Annotated in this window: 16 protein-coding genes; 14 read left to right on the top strand and 2 right to left on the bottom strand. The window is 69.2% G+C overall.

The window, feature by feature from the left end; all coding sequences use genetic code 11:
- Positions 1 to 123 precede the first annotated feature (123 nt).
- Positions 124 to 1,308: an acetyl-CoA C-acyltransferase gene (locus P6897_RS07325; protein ID WP_282502475.1), complete on the top strand. Its 1,185-nt coding sequence runs from the start codon at positions 124 to 126 to the stop codon at positions 1,306 to 1,308.
- Positions 1,309 to 1,326: 18 nt separating this feature from the next.
- On the opposite strand, the gene P6897_RS07330 is transcribed toward P6897_RS07325, so the two are convergent.
- On the bottom strand, positions 1,327 to 1,584 hold the full coding sequence (locus tag P6897_RS07330) for a hypothetical protein (protein ID WP_112614388.1): 258 nt from the start codon (positions 1,582 to 1,584) through the stop codon (positions 1,327 to 1,329).
- A gap of 81 nt (positions 1,585 to 1,665) precedes the next feature.
- Between P6897_RS07330 and P6897_RS07335 the strand changes: the two genes are divergently transcribed.
- The 10 genes from P6897_RS07335 (at position 1,666) to serA (ending at position 12,545) form a co-directional block, all read left to right on the top strand.
- Complete coding sequence (locus P6897_RS07335) at positions 1,666 to 3,147, top strand: trehalose-6-phosphate synthase (protein WP_274177769.1); 1,482 nt, start codon at positions 1,666 to 1,668, stop codon at positions 3,145 to 3,147.
- Positions 3,144 to 3,935: a trehalose-phosphatase gene (gene otsB / locus P6897_RS07340; protein WP_282502477.1), complete on the top strand. Its 792-nt coding sequence runs from the start codon at positions 3,144 to 3,146 to the stop codon at positions 3,933 to 3,935. Before P6897_RS07335 ends, otsB begins: the two co-directional genes overlap by 4 nt.
- Positions 3,936 to 3,964: 29 nt before the next feature.
- A complete protein-coding gene (gene ilvD / locus P6897_RS07345) occupies positions 3,965 to 5,671 on the top strand; it encodes a dihydroxy-acid dehydratase (protein ID WP_112614394.1) in 1,707 nt (568 codons plus the stop codon).
- Positions 5,672 to 5,717: 46 nt separating this feature from the next.
- Positions 5,718 to 7,520: an acetolactate synthase large subunit gene (locus P6897_RS07350; RefSeq protein WP_112614396.1), complete on the top strand. Its 1,803-nt coding sequence runs from the start codon at positions 5,718 to 5,720 to the stop codon at positions 7,518 to 7,520.
- A 1-nt stretch (position 7,521) separates the two neighbouring features.
- On the top strand, positions 7,522 to 8,031 hold the full coding sequence (gene ilvN, locus P6897_RS07355) for an acetolactate synthase small subunit (RefSeq protein ID WP_071918201.1): 510 nt from the start codon (positions 7,522 to 7,524) through the stop codon (positions 8,029 to 8,031).
- A gap of 36 nt (positions 8,032 to 8,067) precedes the next feature.
- The gene (gene ilvC / locus P6897_RS07360) at positions 8,068 to 9,093 is read left to right on the top strand and encodes a ketol-acid reductoisomerase (RefSeq protein ID WP_023951072.1); all 1,026 of its coding nucleotides are present in this window, start codon (positions 8,068 to 8,070) and stop codon (positions 9,091 to 9,093) included.
- Between the two features lie 140 nt (positions 9,094 to 9,233).
- A complete protein-coding gene (locus P6897_RS07365; RefSeq protein ID WP_282502478.1) occupies positions 9,234 to 9,956 on the top strand; it encodes a hypothetical protein in 723 nt (240 codons plus the stop codon).
- A 57-nt stretch (positions 9,957 to 10,013) separates the two neighbouring features.
- Positions 10,014 to 10,481: a hypothetical protein gene (locus P6897_RS07370; RefSeq protein WP_282502479.1), complete on the top strand. Its 468-nt coding sequence runs from the start codon at positions 10,014 to 10,016 to the stop codon at positions 10,479 to 10,481.
- Positions 10,481 to 10,810, top strand: coding sequence for a hypothetical protein (locus tag P6897_RS07375; RefSeq protein WP_282502480.1), 330 nt, complete (start codon positions 10,481 to 10,483; stop codon positions 10,808 to 10,810). Before P6897_RS07370 ends, P6897_RS07375 begins: the two co-directional genes overlap by 1 nt.
- A gap of 130 nt (positions 10,811 to 10,940) precedes the next feature.
- Positions 10,941 to 12,545 carry a phosphoglycerate dehydrogenase gene (gene serA / locus P6897_RS07380; RefSeq protein WP_269266450.1) on the top strand — a complete coding sequence of 535 codons (1,605 nt, stop codon included), beginning with the start codon at positions 10,941 to 10,943 and terminating at the stop codon, positions 12,543 to 12,545.
- Positions 12,546 to 12,588: 43 nt separating this feature from the next.
- Here the strand turns inward: serA and P6897_RS07385 are convergent, their stop codons facing one another.
- Positions 12,589 to 13,134 (bottom strand): TetR family transcriptional regulator, encoded by a 546-nt coding sequence (locus P6897_RS07385; protein ID WP_181574124.1) that lies wholly within the window; start codon positions 13,132 to 13,134, stop codon positions 12,589 to 12,591.
- Positions 13,135 to 13,197: 63 nt separating this feature from the next.
- Here P6897_RS07385 and P6897_RS07390 point away from each other — a divergent pair, with 63 nt between their 5' ends.
- From P6897_RS07390 to P6897_RS07400, 3 genes are read left to right on the top strand one after another with little or no spacing between them, the layout of a single operon-like run.
- Positions 13,198 to 14,745: an MFS transporter gene (locus P6897_RS07390; RefSeq protein WP_282502481.1), complete on the top strand. Its 1,548-nt coding sequence runs from the start codon at positions 13,198 to 13,200 to the stop codon at positions 14,743 to 14,745.
- A 38-nt stretch (positions 14,746 to 14,783) separates the two neighbouring features.
- Entirely contained in the window at positions 14,784 to 15,836 is a 1,053-nt protein-coding gene (locus tag P6897_RS07395) for a 3-isopropylmalate dehydrogenase (protein ID WP_282502482.1), read from the top strand.
- A gap of 41 nt (positions 15,837 to 15,877) precedes the next feature.
- Positions 15,878 to 16,984 (top strand): branched-chain amino acid aminotransferase, encoded by a 1,107-nt coding sequence (locus P6897_RS07400; RefSeq protein ID WP_112614406.1) that lies wholly within the window; start codon positions 15,878 to 15,880, stop codon positions 16,982 to 16,984.

Raw genomic sequence — 16,984 nt, forward strand, 5'->3', positions numbered from 1 at the left:
GTTCGAATACTGTCACGAACCCCCGACATCGGCCCGCCACTCTCCACAGGGGCCGGAATCTCGTCCCCGCGGCGGGGACCTGCACGGGCCATCGACGTCGGGGACGCTCGTAGGCTTGAGAACATGACCACGCCCGAGATCGTCATCGTCGCCGCCGCCCGCACGCCGCAGGGGCGCTTGCAGGGGAGTCTGTCGTCCGTTCCGGCCCCCGAGCTCGGTGGCGCCGCCATCGCCGGTGCTCTCGCGGCATCAGGCGTCGCCGCCACTGCGGTCGACGCCGTCATCATGGGGCAGGTCCTCCCCGCGGGCAATGGACAGAATCCGGCTCGGCAGGCCGCGCTCGCGGGCGGCATCGGCTGGGACGTCCCGGCCTCGAGCGTCAACAAGGTCTGTCTCTCCGGCCTCACGGCGATCATCGACGCCGCGCGCATGATCGCGCTCGGCGACGCCGAGGTCGTGGTAGCCGGCGGCATGGAATCGATGAGCCGGGCGCCCCACCTCCTCCCGGGCTCGCGTTCGGGCTGGTCCTATGGATCGATCGAGGTGCTCGACCACACCGCCTTCGACGGGCTCACCGATGCGTACGACCGCGAGAGCATGGGCGCGTCGACCGAGCGCCTCAACCCTCGGTTCGCTGTGTCCAGGCAGGACCAGGATGCCGCTGCCGCGCGCTCTCATCAGCGTGCTGCGGCAGCCCGCGACGCAGGCCGCTTCGCGGCTGAGATCGCTCCGGTGGCGGTGCCGCAGCGTCGGGGCGAGCCACTCATCGTCGATACCGACGAGGGCATCCGTGCCGATACGACCGTCGACACCCTCGGTGGGCTGCGTCCCGCCTTCGCGAAGGACGGCTCGATCACCGCCGGCAATGCCTCTCAGATCTCAGATGGCGCAGCGGCGGTCGTGTTGACGACGCGCGAGCGCGCCGAGCGGGAGGGATGGTCGGTGATGGTCGTCGTCGGTGCCAATGGCCAGGTCGCCGGTCCCGACAACTCGCTCCACGAGCAGCCGGCCGCCGCGATCGAGCGGGCCCTGGCGAAGCAGGGTATGACGGTCTCGGAGCTCCATCTCGTCGAGATCAACGAGGCGTTCGGCGCCGTCGTGGCAGCCTCGGTGCGCCGGCTCGGTGTCTCTGCTGACATCGTCAACATCGACGGCGGCGGCATCGCGCTCGGGCACCCCATCGGCGCTTCCGGAGCACGGCTCGTCGTCCACCTCGCCCATGAGCTCGCGCGCCGCGGAGCCGGAGCAGCGGCCGCGGGTCTGTGCGGCGGCGGCGGTCAGGGCGAAGCGCTCATCCTGACGCGCTGAGCCCGCCTCGACCCGGGGTCAGCGCCGGCCGCGCTTGACCCGCTCCGCGAAGAGCTTGTCGCGGTCGACGTTCGAGTCGTCCGCCACGAGCCGCCCACGAGCACCGCGGTAGCTGTCGACGACGGCGCCGATCGCCAGCGCCATCGTGATGCCCCAGCTGAGCCATGCCAGGGCGGTGCGCCACGTGAACGGCTCGTCGCTGCGGGCCGAGCGGAGGAGCGTCACGCCACCGGTGATCGCGGAGAGGAGGCCGGTGCCGAAGAGGTACTTGCGCATACCACAAACGTAGCCGCCCGCAGGGGGCGCTGGGCGCGCGGGTAGGCTGGGATCACCGCCGATCGCAGCCTGGAGGCATGCATGAGCACCGCTGATTTCGTCGTCGTCGCCAACCGGCTTCCGGTTGACCGGAACACGGACGGTGGTGGGGACGGAGAATGGCGCCGTTCGCCGGGAGGGCTCGTCACCGCCCTCGAGCCCGTCATGCGCCGCACCGAGGGCGCGTGGGTCGGCTGGCCCGGAAAGCCCGACCTCGAGTTCGATCCGTTCGACTTCGACGGCATGCACCTCGTTCCCGTCGCCCTCAGCGCCGCCGACGTCGAGGACTACTACGAGGGCTTCTCCAACGACACGATCTGGCCTCTCTACCACGACGTCATCGCCGCCCCGCGATACCGGCGCAACTGGTGGGAGGCATACCAGCGCGTGAACCGGCGCTTCGCCGAGGCTGCGGCTGCGGTGGCAGCGGACGGCGGAACCGTGTGGGTGCAGGACTACCAGCTGCAGCTCGTGCCGAAGATGCTGCGCGACATGCGTCCCGACCTCACGATCGGGTACTTCCACCACATCCCGTTCCCCGCTTACGGGCTGTACTCGCAGCTCCCGTGGCGGAAGCAGGTGCTGGAGGGCCTCCTGGGCGCTGACGTGATCGGTTTCCAGCGCGTGGCCGACGCCGGCAATTTCGCGCGCGCTGTGCGGCGTCAACTGCGGTACGAAACCAAGGCCAGCGGCATCCGCGTCCCCGCCCCGGGCGGAGGGCACCGCACGGCACTCGCCAAGGCGTTCCCGATCTCGATCTCGACCGACGACTACATCGAGCTCGCACAGCGTCCTGACATCCAGGCGCGGGCCGCGGAGATCCGCGAGGATCTCGGCAACCCCAAGACGGTCCTGCTCGGCGTCGACCGGCTGGACTACACGAAGGGCATCCGGCACCGCCTCAAGGCCTTCGGCGAGCTCATCGAGGATGGACGGGTCTCCGTCGAGGACGCCACTCTCGTGCAGGTCGCCAGCCCCAGCCGGGAGCGCGTCGAGTCGTACGTGCAGCTGCGCGACGAGATCGAGCTGACCGTCGCGCGCATCAACGGCGACCACGACACCTGGGGTCACAGCGCGATCCGCTACATGCACCAGGCGTTCCCGCGCGAAGAGATGGTGGCCCTCTTCCTCGCCGCCGACATCATGCTCGTCACCGCGCTCCGTGACGGCATGAACCTCGTCGCGAAGGAGTACGTCGCCAGTCGCATCGACAACCGCGGGGTACTCGTCCTGAGCGAGTTCGCCGGTGCTGCCGACGAACTCGCGAGCGCCGTGCGCATCAACCCGCACGACATCGACGGAATGAAGGATGCCATCGTGCGGGCGATCGAGATGCCCGCAGCCGAGCAGGGGAGGCGCATGCGGGCTCTCCGCAAGCGCGTCCGCGAACACGACGTCGACGACTGGTCGCGATCGTTCCTGGACGCGCTCGCGACCGCCGCTCAGTCCAATAGCCCGGCGGAGTCGGCTGCCACCGCGCGCGCCGTCTCGACCGCCGCCACCGAAGCGGAGCACAGCGCATGAGCGCCGTCGCGTACACATCGCCCGACGGTCTCGCAGAAGCCGTCGCGCGCGCAGCGAGCGCACGGCACCTCCTCATCGCGCTCGACTTCGACGGCACGCTCGCCCCGCTCGTCGATGAGCCGATGTCGGCCAGAATGCTGCCCGCCGCGCGCGACGCGCTCGCGCGGCTCGCTCACGCACCCGCGACGACGGTCGCGCTCGTGTCGGGTCGTACGCTCGAACACCTGGCCGAGATCTCCGAGCGCGAGCCGGATTCGCGGATACATCTCGCCGGCTCGCACGGCGCCGAGTTCTGGCGTCCGGGCGCGGACTCCGCCCATGACAGCGACAGCGACGTCTCACTCCGCGACGAGCTCACGGCGCGCGCGGAGCAGATCACCGGAGGCCTCGACGGCGCATGGATCGAGCACAAGCGGTTCGGGTTCGCCCTCCACACGCGGTTGGCCGATCGGGAGCAGGCCGCCGAGGCAGCCACCCGGATCGATGATCTCGTCCGGACCGAGGCGCCCGCGTGGCGCCGCCGCACCGGCCAGGACATCCTCGAGTTCGCCTCGCGGCACGAGGGCAAGGACTCGGCCGTCCGCAGCCTCCGTGATCGGGTCGGGGCCGACGTCGTCCTCTTCGCCGGCGACGACGTGACCGACGAGGACGCGCTCGCCTCGCTCGACCCGGGCGACGTGGGGATCCGCGTGGGTGGGGGAGAGACGGTCGCTCAATACCGGGTGGCGGATGCCGCCGCCCTCGCGGTCCTGCTGGGACGGCTCGCCGAGGCCCGGGCGGGAGAATGAGCCCTGCCGCACGGGCATAGAATTCGAGAATGTCCGACAGCTCCGAGACCATCGACATCAAGCCCCGCAGTCGTGCCGTCACCGACGGCATCGAAGCCACGACCTCCCGAGGCATGCTCCGTGCCGTCGGAATGGGCGACGAGGACTGGGACAAGCCCCAGATCGGCATCGCCTCGAGCTGGAACGAGATCACCCCCTGCAACCTGAGCCTCGACCGGCTCGCGCAGGGTGCCAAGGAGGGCGTCCACTCGGGCGGCGGCTACCCGCTGCAGTTCGGCACCATCTCCGTCTCGGACGGCATCTCGATGGGCCACGAGGGCATGCACTTCTCCCTCGTGTCGCGCGAGGTCATCGCCGACTCGGTCGAGGCCGTCATCATGGCCGAACGCCTCGACGGCACGGTCCTGCTCGCCGGCTGCGACAAGTCGATCCCCGGCATGATGATGGCGAGCGCGCGCCTCGGCCTGTCGAGCGTCTTCCTGTACGCCGGCTCGACGATGCCGGGCTGGGTCAAGCTGAGCGACGGCACCGAGAAGGACGTCACGATCATCGACTCGTTCGAGGGTGTCGGCGCGTGCCGTGCCGGAAAGATGAGCGAGGCGGACCTCAAGCGCATCGAGTGCGCGATCGTCCCGGGGGAGGGTGCCTGCGGCGGGATGTACACCGCCAACACGATGGCCTCCGTCGGCGAGGCCCTCGGCCTCAGCCTGCCGGGCTCCGCCGCGCCGCCGTCGGCCGACCGCCGTCGCGACTACTACGCCCACCGCTCGGGCGAGGCCGTCGTCAACCTCCTGCGTCAGGGCATCACGACGAAGGACATCCTGACGAAGGAGGCGTTCGAGAACGCGATCGCCCTCGTCATGGCCCTCGGCGGCTCGACGAACGCCGTCCTCCACCTCCTCGCGATCGCCCGCGAGGCGGAGGTCGACCTGAGCCTGCACGACTTCAACCGCATCGGCGACAAGACGCCGCACGTCGCGGACATGAAGCCCTTCGGCCAGTACGTCATGAACGACGTCGACCGGCACGGCGGCATCCCCGTCGTCATGAAGGCCATGCTCGACGAGGGGCTGCTGCACGGCGACGCTCTGACCGTGACCGGAAAGACTCTCGCCGAGAACCTCCGCGACCTCGACCCGGAGCCGATCGACGGCAAGGTCATCCACACGTTCGACAACCCGATCCACGCCAGCGGCGGCATCACGATCCTGCACGGGTCGCTCGCCCCCGAGGGCGCCGTCGTCAAGACCGCAGGCTTCGACGCCGCGGTGTTCGAGGGGCCCGCGCGTGTGTTCGAGCGCGAGCGCGCGGCGATGGATGCCGTGGCGAACGGTGAGATCGAGCCGGGCTCGGTCATCGTCATCCGCTACGAAGGCCCGAAGGGTGGACCGGGCATGCGCGAGATGCTCGCCATCACCGCCGCCATCAAGGGCGCCGGGCTCGGAAAAGATGTACTACTCTTGACGGACGGACGATTCTCAGGCGGCACAACCGGCCTGTGCATCGGCCACATAGCACCCGAAGCGGTGGACGCAGGTCCCATCGCATTCGTGCGCGATGGTGATCTGATACGGGTCGATATCGCGGCTCGCTCCCTCGACCTACTCGTCGACGAGGCTGAGCTGAACGCCCGCCGTGACGGCTGGGCCCCTCTTCCCCCGCGCTATACCCGTGGCGTTCTGGCCAAGTACTCCAAGCTCGTGCGCTCCGCCGCGGAGGGCGCGACCACCGGCTGACTTCGGCTCCGACATCGTCTCCTCTTCTCCAGCGAGGTTCATCACCATGTCCACCGACATCTCCGCGGCCATTCCCCGGCCGCCGTCCCGCACACCCTCGGCACCCGTGATCACGGGAGCAGAGGCCGTTGTCCGATCGCTCGACAATCTCGGCGTCACCGAGGTCTTCGGGCTCCCGGGCGGCGCGATCATGCCCGTCTACGACCCGCTCATGGACGACGAGGCGGTGCGCCACATCCTCGTCCGTCACGAGCAGGGTGCAGGGCACGCGGCCGAGGGCTACGCCGCGGCATCCGGCCGGGTCGGCGTCGCGATCGCCACCTCGGGCCCGGGCGCGACCAACCTCGTGACGGCGATCGCCGACGCGTACATGGACTCCGTCCCGCTCGTCTGCATCACCGGGCAGGTGTTCTCGACCCTCATGGGCACGGATGCCTTCCAGGAAGCCGACATCGTCGGCATCACGATGCCGATCACGAAGCACTCGTTCCTCGTGAAGACCGCCGAGGAGATCCCCGGCGCGATCGCCGCGGCTTTCGAGATCGCCGGCACCGGCCGCCCCGGCCCGGTTCTCGTGGACATCACGAAGGACGCTCAGCAGAACAGCGCGCCGTTCGTCTGGCCGCCGAAGATCGACCTGCCGGGATATCGTCCGGTGACCAAGGCGCACGGCAAGCAGATCCAAGCGGCTGCGCAGCTTCTCGCCGAGTCGCACAAGCCCGTGCTGTACGTGGGCGGCGGTGTCATCCGCGGCGGCGCATCCGACGAGCTGCTGACGCTCGCGGAGGCGACCGGCGCACCCGTGGTCACGACGCTCATGGCGCGCGGCGCCTTCCCCGACTCGCACCCGCAGCACCTCGGCATGCCGGGCATGCACGGCACGGTGCCCGCGGTGCTCGCGCTGCAGGAGTCCGATCTGATCGTCGCCCTCGGTGCGCGCTTCGACGACCGTGTGACCGGCAAAGCGTCGTTGTTCGCGCCGCACGCCAAGGTCGTGCACGTCGACATCGATCCGGCCGAGATCTCGAAGATCCGCTTCGCCGACGTCCCGATCGTGGGCGATGTGCGCGACGTGCTGGTCGACCTTGAGTCGGCCTTCCGCGGCGTCATCGGTGACGGCAAGCCCGACACGACCGAGTGGTGGGCCTACCTCGACGGGCTGCGTGAGGAGTTCCCGCTCGGTTACGCCCCGACGACCGACGGGCTGCTGTCGCCGCAGCACGTGATCCAGCGGATCGGCGAGCTCACGGGCCCCGAGGGCGTCTACGCCTCGGGCGTCGGCCAGCACCAGATGTGGGCCGCACAGTTCATCAAGTACGAGCGCCCCAACTCATGGCTCAACTCCGGCGGCGCCGGCACGATGGGCTACGCGGTGCCCGCTGCCATGGGTGCGAAGGTCGCTCAGCCGGAGCGCGTCGTCTGGGCGATCGACGGCGACGGCTGCTTCCAGATGACGAACCAGGAGCTCGCGACCTGCGTCATCAACCAGATCCCGATCAAGGTCGCGATCATCAACAACTCGTCGCTGGGCATGGTGCGGCAGTGGCAGACGCTGTTCTTCGATGGCCGTCACTCGAACACCGACCTGAACACCGGCCACGGAACGGCGCGCGTCCCCGATTTCGTCAAGCTCGGCGAAGCGTACGGCTGCCTCGCCATCCGGGTCGAGACCGAGGACCAGATCGACGACGCCATCAAGCTCGCCCTCGAGACGAACGATCGCCCCGTCGTGATCGACTTCGTCGTGAGCGCAGACGCGATGGTGTGGCCGATGGTCCCGCAGGGTGTGAGCAACAGCTACATCCAGTACGCCCGCGAGCACGCGCCCGCATTCGACGAGGAGGCCTGAGATGTCGCGCCACGTGCTGAGCCTCCTGGTGGAGGACAAGCCGGGTCTGCTGACCCGTGTCGCCGGGCTGTTCGCCCGACGCGGCTTCAACATCGAGTCGCTCGCCGTCGGCGTCACCGAGGTGCCGGGGCTCTCGCGCATCACGGTCGTCGTCGATGTCGAGGAGTTGCCGCTCGAGCAGGTGACCAAGCAGCTGAACAAGCTCGTGAACGTCATCAAGATCGTCGAGCTCGACTTCTCGTCGTCGGTGCAGCGCGAGCACATCCTCATCAAGGTGCGGGCCGACAACCAGACCCGCTCGAACGTGATCGAGGTCGCGAACCTGTTCCGCGCCGCGATCGTCGACTACGCCCCCGACGCGCTGGTGGTCGAGGTGACCGGAGACCGCGGCAAGATCGACGCGATCCTCCGCGCCTTCGAGCCCTTCGGCATCAAGGAGCTGGCCCAGTCCGGCCTGCTCGCCATCGGGCGCGGCGGCAAGAGCATCACCGAGCGCGTTCTGCGCGGCTGACCTTCCGAACCACGAATCAAGGAGAAACACACGAACATGGCCGAGATCTTCTACGACGACCACGCCGACCTGTCCATCATCCAGGGCAAGAAGGTCGCGATCGTCGGCTACGGCTCGCAGGGACACGCCCACGCCCAGAACCTCCGCGACTCCGGTGTCGAGGTCGTCATCGCGCTCAAGGACGGCTCGAAGTCGGCCGCGAAGGCGCAGGACGAGGGCTTCGAGGTCAAGAACGTCGCGGATGCCGCAGAGTGGGCCGACCTCATCATGATCCTGGCTCCCGATCAGCACCAGCGCTCGATCTACGCCGACTCCATCAAGGACAAGCTCACGGCGGGCAAGACCCTCGCGTTCGCGCACGGCTTCAACATCCGCTTCGGCTACATCGACGCTCCCGAGGGCGTCGACGTCATCCTCGTCGCCCCGAAGGCCCCGGGCCACACGGTGCGCCGCGAGTTCGTCGCGGGTCGCGGCATCCCCGACATCATCGCCGTCGAGCGCGACGCGTCCGGCTCGGCCTGGGACACCGCGCTTTCGTACGCGAAGGCCATCGGCGGCACCCGCGCGGGTGTCATCAAGACCACCTTCACGGAGGAGACCGAGACCGATCTCTTCGGCGAGCAGGCCGTGCTCTGCGGTGGCATGAGCCACCTCGTCCAGTACGGCTTCGAGACGCTGATCGAGGCCGGCTACCAGCCCCAGATCGCGTACTTCGAGGTGCTGCACGAGCTCAAGCTGATCGTCGACCTCATGTGGGAGGGCGGCATCGCCAAGCAGCGCTGGTCGATCTCCGACACCGCCGAGTACGGCGACTACGTCTCGGGCCCGCGCGTGATCTCGCCGGAGGTCAAGGAGAACATGAAGGCCGTGCTCGCCGACATCCAGTCGGGCGCGTTCGCGCAGCGCTTCATCGCCGACCAGGACAACGGCGCCACCGAGTTCCTCGGCCTCCGCGAGAAGGAGCAGGGCCACCCGATCGAGGCGACCGGCAAGGAGCTGCGCGGACTCTTCGCCTGGAAGCAGCAGGACAGCGACTACATCGAGGGCAGCGCCGCGCGCTGACCCGTCACGAGCGGCACAGTCCGCTCCGCGACCCTCGGCGGCACCCCGTCGAGCCCGGCCTCGTGCCACGGAAGCCCGGTCCCCATCAGGGGCCGGGCTTTCGGCGTGCCCCCACAGTCGTGACCTTTTACGATGGATGCATGCCCGTCCGTAAGAAGCAGTTCGCTCGCGCGCGCCTGGGGGCGGTGTGCGTCGCAGCTTCTGTGATCGCGGGGGCGATCACCGCACCGTCCGCCTGGTCGGTCACCGCCGATGAGATCGAGGTCGTCCCGCGATCGGACGCCCCGGTTGCGCCCGTGATCCCGGATGAGGAATCGGACGAGGGCGTCCCGACGCCCGCGCCGGGTGAGACCGAGACGCCGTCGCCGGCGCCGACCAGCGAACCGTCGCCGACGGATGGCGAGCCGACTCCGGCGCCGACCACGAGTCCGGCACCGAGCCCGTCCTCTCCGGCGGACCCCCCGCCGACGGTGCCCGTCGAGCAGCCGCCCGCGCCGACGCCGCCGCGCATCGAGACCGACGCCCAGGTCGAGCTGCGCGCTTCTACTGCTATCCGACTCGGCGCCTTGCTGCGGCTCGCGCCGCGTGGCACCGACATGGCAACGCCCACCCCCGAACCGAGCGACGCGGTCCACATCGACGGCGGTCCTGACGTGGGCGGGTCGGCGCAGCTCGGCGCTTCCGTCCCCGCTGAAGACCCGACGGGGCGGACCGACGCGGTCCGAGTCGGATCGTTGCACGACGGGTCGGGCGAGGAACTCACGCGACCCGTCGTCTGGGCGCCGTGGGCCGGAGCGCTCGCTCTGGCCGGCGCCGGTGTCGCGATTCTGGTGCTGCGCGGCGGTCGTCAGATCGGTCGCTGATCGGCGCGGCACGGCGCCGCGCCCGTGCCGGCCGTGGTCGCGCGGTACTCTGAGCAGGTGACGAGCCGCGATGACGACGCCCTGAGCTGGGCGGGGGACGACGATCCGACACTCGTGTCCGCGGCCACGGGTCAGCCCACGCCGGCGGCGTCCGGCCCTAGGGAGAACGATTCCAGGGAGACGGCGTCCGACCTGCCTGCCGAGTCGGCGGAGCACCCCTCGTCCGAGGGCCTGAGCAGTGCTGCTCTCATCTCGCTCGGTGTCCTCGGCGGGATCTATCTGCTGTACTCGGTCGGCTGGTTCGTCGGCGGCATGCGCGTCCACAACCTGAGCGGACTGCTCGGGATCGAGACGGCCGTCACCATCCCGGTGCTCGTGCTCGCCGTCGCCGCGCCGGCGATCTGGTTCACGGCCGCCTACGTCCTCACTCGGAGTTCGCGCGCGTGGATTCGATTCGCCTGGCTCGTCGCGGGAGCGCTGCTTCTCGTTCCGTGGCCCTTCGCGACGCTCGGGGCGGTGAGCTGATGGTGTCGAACGAAGCGCAGCCGTCACGGAAGGCGCCCCCGGTCTGGCGGGTGGCGACTGTCGCGGGCGCGTTCGGTCTGTTCTACGCGTATGCGGTCTGGGCGGCGGTCCCGCTCCTCTTCGCGCCCTCTCCGGCACGCACCGCTGTCGGGTGGGTGGCGGTCGTCGCCGCGGTCGTGATGCCGATCGTGATCTTCGCCGGGGCTTTCGCGCTCGGTTGGCGCCGGCCGTCCTGGGCGTTCGCGCTCATTCTGCTGGGCGGCCTCGGGCTTGCGTCCGTGTTCTTCCTCAACGTCATCTCGTTCGCGCTCACCTCCGGTGCGGTCTGACGCGGCGGAACGTCACACGGTCATGGGTGTCGCCGACGCCGCGCTAGGCTGAGACGACCCGCCGCACCGCCGTCGGCTGTCGTGGCGACCACCCGTTCCGCGCTTCTGCGCATGCTCCAGAGGATCGTCCGTGCCCCAGCCCGTCGTGCTCATCGCCGAAGAACTCTCGCCCGCCACGATCGATGCCCTCGGTCCTGATTTCGAGATCCGATCCGTCGACGGCGCCGACCGTGCCGCGCTGCTGCCGGCTCTCGCCGACGCGCATGCTGTGCTGATCCGATCGGCGACCAAGATGGATGCCGAGGCGATCGCTGCCGCGCCCTCGCTGAAGGTCATCGCTCGCGCGGGCGTCGGACTCGACAACGTCGACATCAAGGCCGCAACTGCTGCCGGTGTGATGGTGGTCAACGCTCCGACATCCAACATCATCTCCGCGGCCGAGCTCACCGTCGGCCACATCCTCAGCCTTGCGCGCCACATTCCCGCGGCTCACGCGTCGCTCGCGACCGGTGCGTGGAAGCGCTCGTCCTTCACCGGAACCGAGCTGTTCGAGAAGACCGTGGGCATCATCGGCCTCGGCCGTATCGGTGCGCTGATCGCTGCGCGACTGCAGGCATTCGGCGTCAACGTCGTGGCATACGACCCCTACGTCACTCCCACCCGTGCACAGCAGCTCGGCGTGACGCTGTTGAGCCTCGACGACCTGCTCGCGCAGAGCGATTTCGTCACGATCCACATGCCCAAGACGCCTGAGACGACCGGCATGATCGGCGCCGAGCAGTTCGCGCGCATGAAGAAGTCCGCCTACGTCGTCAACGTCGCTCGCGGCGGCCTGATCGACGAGGAGGCCCTCTACGCCGCTCTCACGACCGGCGAGATCGCCGGGGCGGGGCTCGACGTGTTCACGAGCGAGCCGCCGAAGGAGGACGGCACGGCGTACCCGCTGCTCTCTCTGCCGAACGTCGTCGTCACGCCGCACCTCGGCGCGTCGACCGATGAGGCTCAGGAGAAGGCGGGCGTCTCGGTCGCGAAGTCGGTCAAGCTCGCTCTCGAGGGCGACCTCGTGCCCGATGCCGTCAACGTCGCCGGGGGTGTCATCGACCCCTTCGTCCGCCCCGGCATCGCGCTCGTCGAGCAGCTCGGCCAGATCTTCACGGGTCTTGCGCCCAGCGCACTGACGAGCCTCGACATCGAGGTCCGCGGCGAGCTGGCCGCCTACGACGTGAGCGTGTACCGTCTCGCCGCGCTGAAGGGCATCTTCACCAATATCGTCAGCGAGAACGTCTCGTACGTGAACGCACCGCTCTTCGCCGAGCAGCGCGGCATCGAGACTCGTCTCATCGTCGAGGCCGACAGCCCGCTCTACCGCAACATCACCATTCTCCGGGGCACCCTCTCCGACGGGTCGGTCCTGACGGTCGAGGGCACTCTCGCCGGAACGCGGATGGTTCCGAAGGTGGTCGGTATCAACGGTTACGAGGTCGAGGTGCCGATCGAGCGTCACCACGTCGTCATGCGCTACGCCGACCGGCCCGGCATCGTCGCGATCTACGGCCAGAAGCTGGGGGAGGCGGGCATCAACATCGCCGGTCTGCAGGTCGCGCGGCCGGACGCCTCGGGCCGCGCGCTCTCGGTGCTCACGGTCGATTCGCCGGTGCCCGACCACCTTCTCGACGAGATGCGCGAGGCCGTGGCCGCAGACCTGTTCCGCCAGATCGAGCTGACCGAGGTCTGAGTGCTCTATTCGATGCCCGGGGCGGATTCGTCCCGGGCATCGGTCATGGTCGGGCGACGCTGAGCACCAGCCGGATGAGTGCGTCGAAGTCTTCGCCCTGGGGGAGTGGACCCACGACAGCGCCCGCCCCCAGCGCGTTGTTGAAGTAGAGGCCGTCGCCGACCAGAAGCACGAGCTGCAGCGCCGTCTCGTCGCGCGTGTGCTCGCGGAGCGCCTCTTCCCACAGGGTGCGGACGTCGCGCAGCGCGGCGCTCGCGGCGGGGTGACCGCTCTGAGCCAGACGGGAACCGGCCAAGAGCGCGCGATCGAGCGCGCTGTCCTCCATCACCGACGTGCGGAGATAGGCCGCGACGATCCCCTCGGGATGCTGCGCCATGTCGTCGACGTCGAGACGCGCGAGCTCCATCATCCGCTCCAGGAGGGCCGTCTCGAGCGCCTCCTTCGAGGCGTAGTGGTACAGCAGCCCTCCCTTCGAGACCCCGGCTGCGGCGGCGACAGCGTCCATCGTGGCGCCGCGGGCTCCGTCGGAGATCAGGAGATTCTCGTACGCGTCGAGCACGCTCTCGCGTGCGCGTGGGGGACGACTCATGTCCTCAATCCTCTCGCGTCTCGGCGTTCGGTCCTGTTACTATACCGGCTGGACGGTGAACTAATGACGTTGACAGAAGAGATCGCAATCGCAGACGGCCAGGGCCGACGGGTCGGCTGGCGGGGGTGGGCCGCGCTCGGCGTGCTGATGCTGCCGGTGCTGCTCGTATCGGTGGACAACACGGTGCTGAGCTTTGCGCTGCCCGAGATCGCACGAGCCCTGAGTCCCACCAGCGCGCAACAGCTCTGGATCATCGACGTGTATCCGCTCATCCTCGCGGGACTCCTCGTGACGATGGGGTCGCTCGGCGATCGCTTCGGTCGGCGCCGGATGCTGCTGGTCGGCGCGACCGGGTTCGCAACGGTCTCCGCCCTGGCGGCTTTCGCGCCCAACGCCGAGATGCTCATCGCGGCGAGGGCGGCGATGGGCGTGTTCGGCGCCATGCTGATGCCGTCGACGCTGTCGCTGCTGCGAAGCATCTTCACCGACCGGGACCAGCGCCGGCTCGCCATCGCGGTCTGGGCCTCGATGTTCTCGGCGGGCGCCGCGCTCGGTCCGATCGTCGGCGGCGTGCTGCTCGAGCATTTCAGCTGGGGGTCGGTGTTCCTCATGGCGGTGCCGGTACTCGTGCCGCTGCTCGTGCTCGCGCCCTTCCTCGTTCCCGAGAGCCGCGATCCGCGGCCGGGGCGCATCGATCCGATCAGCATCGCCCTGTCGATGCTGACGATGGTGCCGATCGTCTACGCCATCAAGGACTTCGCGGTGAAGGGGTGGGGCATCACCCCGCCGCTGCTGTTCGCGCTCGGGCTGGTGTTCGGCTGGCTCTTCGTGCGGCGCCAGCTTCGCGTGAACGAACCGATGCTCGACATGCGACTGTTCTCCCGGGGCACCTTCAGTGGTGCGCTGCTGGTCAACCTCCTGAGCGTCGTGGCCCTCGTCGGGTTCCTGTACTTCGTGACGCAGCATCTGCAGCTGATCGTCGGTCTCTCGCCGCTGCAGGCCGGGCTCGCGCTCGTGCCCGGTCTGGCCATGATGATCGTCGCGGGCCTGGGAGTCGTGCCCATCTCGCGCCGGGTGTCGCCTCGCATCGTCGTGCCCGCGGCACTGACGCTGTCGGCCGCCGGGTACGTCATGATCGCGCTCCTGACCGACGCCGAGAGCATGATCGAGCTCGTGCTCGCGTTCGCCCTGCTGGGTATGGGCATCGGCGCGGCGGAGACGGTGTCGAACGAACTCGTGCTCGCGAGCGCCCCGCCGGCGAAGGCCGGAGCGGCCAGTGCAGTGTCCGAGACTGCGTACGAGGTGGGCGCCGTGCTGGGAACAGCGGTGCTCGGCGGCATCCTCACCGCGATGTATCGCGTCGGCATGGCGGTCCCCGAAGGGGTGCCAGCCGAGGCCGCTGATGCAGCGCGCGAGACTCTCGCGGGAGCCGTCAACGTCGCGCAGGGTCTGCCCGAGCCGATCGGACGTCAGCTGATGGATGCAGCCGCGCACGCGTTCGACTCCGGCGTCGGCGTGACCGCCGCCATCGGCGCTGTGCTCGTCGTCTGCGCAGGCATCATCGCGGCCACTACGCTGAAGGGATCCCACTCGCGGCCCGCCGAGCACTGAGCGCTCGGCGCGCCGCTTCGCCGAGAACGAGGAGAGCGATGTCGCGCGTCGTGAAGCTGGCCGTGATTCCGGGCGACGGAATCGGTCCCGAGGTCGTCGCCGAGGCCGAGAAGGTGCTCGACGCGGCCGTGGCGGGGACGGATGTGGTCATCGACAGGACGCGGTTCGCGCTCGGTGCGGCGCGCTACCTCGAGACCGGTGACACGCTCACGGACGACGACCTCGCGGCCATCGCGGGGCACGACGCGATCCTCCTCGGCGCGGTCGGGGGAGTGCCCGGCGACCCGCGGCTGCGCGACGCGAACATCGAGCGGGGACTCCTGCTCAAGCTTCGCTTCGAGCTCGACCACTACGTCAACCTCCGGCCGTCGAAGCTGTATCCGAGCGTTCCGGGTCCGCTCGCCGCCCCCGGGGAGATCGACTTCGTCGTGGTCCGCGAGGGCACCGAGGGGCCGTACGTCGGCAACGGCGGCAGCATCCGCCGCGGCACCCCGCACGAGGTCGCGAACGAGACCTCGGTGAACACCGCTTTCGGTGTCGAGCGTGTCGTGCGCTACGCGTTCGATCTGGCCGAGCGCCGGCGGCAGAAGCTGACGCTGGTGCACAAGACGAACGTCCTCGTGCACGCGGGCGGGATCTGGAAGCGCATCGTGGACGAGGTGGCGGCTGAGCACCCCGACGTCGCCGTAGACTATCTCCACGTCGACGCGGCGACGATCTTCCTGGTCACGAACCCGGGCCGTTTCGATGTGATCGTCACCGACAACCTCTTCGGCGACATCCTGACCGACTTGGCCGGCGCCGTCACCGGAGGCATCGGCCTCGCCGCATCGGGGAACATCAACCCCGACGGCGCGTTCCCTTCGATGTTCGAGCCCGTCCACGGATCGGCGCCCGACATCGCGGGCCTGCAGAAGGCCGATCCCACGGCCGCGATCCTCTCCGTCTCGTTGCTGCTCGATCACCTCGGGCTCACGGAGGCCGCTCGACGCGTGACACGCGCGGTCGAGGCTGACATCGCGGACCGCAGCTCGGACCCGCGCACCACGACACAGATCGGCGACGCGATCACGGCTCGACTCCGGGCGTAGCCTGGAAGCCGCCCGCCGCCCGACATTCTCTGGGAAGACAGATGACGCTCCTCGAAAACGACCCCGACGCCGGACTCGAAGCCCTCGAGTTCGCCGTCACGCGAAACCTCACCGCGGCCTCGGCTGCCCGTCGCGAGGAGATCCTCGCGAATCCCGGGTTCGGCACGCACTTCACCGACCACATGGTGGACATCTGCTGGTCGGTCCGGGGCGGCTGGCACCGCCCGCGCGTCCAGCCGTACGGTCCGATCACCCTCGATCCGGCTGCGGCGGTGCTGCACTACGGCCAGGAGATCTTCGAGGGCATCAAGGCTTATCGTCACGCCGACGGCTCGGTCCATACCTTCCGACCCGACCAGAACGGTCGGCGGCTCCAGCGCTCCGCGCGCCGCCTCGCGCTGCCCGAGCTGCCGGTCGAATGGTTCATCCAGTCGCTCCGCGAGCTCATCGCCGTCGATGGGGATTGGGTGCCCTCCGGCGCCGATCAGTCGCTCTATCTGCGGCCGTTCATGTTCGCGAAGGAGGCGTTCCTCGGCGTGCGCCCCGCGAACAAGGTCGCGTACTACCTGATCGCGAGCCCGGCGGGTGCTTACTTCACCGGGGGTGTGAAGCCCGTCTCGATCTGGCTCAGCGAGGACTACGCCCGCGCAGGCAAGGGCGGCACGGGTGCCGCCAAGACCGGCGGCAACTACGCGTCGAGCCTGCTCCCGCAGGCCGAGGCGTACGAGAACGAATGCGACCAGGTCGTCTTCCTCGATCAGGACCGCAACGTGGAGGAGCTCGGCGGCATGAACGTCGTGTTCGTTTACAAGGACGGCACGATCGTCACGCCGCAGTCCGACTCGATCCTCGAAGGGATCACCCGCGACTCGATCCTGCAGCTCGCGCGCGACCGCGGGCACAAGGTCGAGGGACGCGCCGTCTCGCTCGACGAGTGGCGCCAGGGCGTGGCATCCGGTGACATCGTCGAGGTCTTCGCTTGCGGTACCGCTGCCGTCGTGACGCCGATCGGGATTCTCAAGGGGCACGACTTCTTCGACGAGCAGCCGGTCGGCGAGCTCGCCCTGTCGCTGCGCGAAGAGCTCACCGACATCCAGTACGGACGACGCGAAGACAAGCACGGCTGGCTCGTGCGATTGGACGGCTGA

This window comes from Microbacterium sp. BDGP8 (assembly GCF_029991045.1).
Taxonomy (GTDB): domain Bacteria; phylum Actinomycetota; class Actinomycetes; order Actinomycetales; family Microbacteriaceae; genus Microbacterium; species Microbacterium plantarum.

Excerpts from the sequence above, each read along its gene's own strand:
- P6897_RS07330 (WP_112614388.1), bottom strand. The coding sequence starts at position 1,584 with ATGCGCAAGTACCTCTTCGGCACCGGCCTCCTCTCCGCGATCACCGGT.
- P6897_RS07400 (WP_112614406.1), top strand. The coding sequence starts at position 15,878 with ATGACGCTCCTCGAAAACGACCCCGACGCCGGACTCGAAGCCCTCGAG.
- P6897_RS07395 (WP_282502482.1), top strand. The coding sequence starts at position 14,784 with ATGTCGCGCGTCGTGAAGCTGGCCGTGATTCCGGGCGACGGAATCGGT.
- otsB (WP_282502477.1), top strand. The coding sequence starts at position 3,144 with ATGAGCGCCGTCGCGTACACATCGCCCGACGGTCTCGCAGAAGCCGTC.
- P6897_RS07325 (WP_282502475.1), top strand. The coding sequence starts at position 124 with ATGACCACGCCCGAGATCGTCATCGTCGCCGCCGCCCGCACGCCGCAG.
- ilvC (WP_023951072.1), top strand. The coding sequence starts at position 8,068 with ATGGCCGAGATCTTCTACGACGACCACGCCGACCTGTCCATCATCCAG.
- P6897_RS07335 (WP_274177769.1), top strand. The coding sequence starts at position 1,666 with ATGAGCACCGCTGATTTCGTCGTCGTCGCCAACCGGCTTCCGGTTGAC.
- P6897_RS07385 (WP_181574124.1), bottom strand. The coding sequence starts at position 13,134 with ATGAGTCGTCCCCCACGCGCACGCGAGAGCGTGCTCGACGCGTACGAG.
- P6897_RS07365 (WP_282502478.1), top strand. The coding sequence starts at position 9,234 with ATGCCCGTCCGTAAGAAGCAGTTCGCTCGCGCGCGCCTGGGGGCGGTG.
- P6897_RS07350 (WP_112614396.1), top strand. The coding sequence starts at position 5,718 with ATGTCCACCGACATCTCCGCGGCCATTCCCCGGCCGCCGTCCCGCACA.
- P6897_RS07375 (WP_282502480.1), top strand. The coding sequence starts at position 10,481 with ATGGTGTCGAACGAAGCGCAGCCGTCACGGAAGGCGCCCCCGGTCTGG.
- P6897_RS07390 (WP_282502481.1), top strand. The coding sequence starts at position 13,198 with ATGACGTTGACAGAAGAGATCGCAATCGCAGACGGCCAGGGCCGACGG.
- ilvN (WP_071918201.1), top strand. The coding sequence starts at position 7,522 with ATGTCGCGCCACGTGCTGAGCCTCCTGGTGGAGGACAAGCCGGGTCTG.
- ilvD (WP_112614394.1), top strand. The coding sequence starts at position 3,965 with ATGTCCGACAGCTCCGAGACCATCGACATCAAGCCCCGCAGTCGTGCC.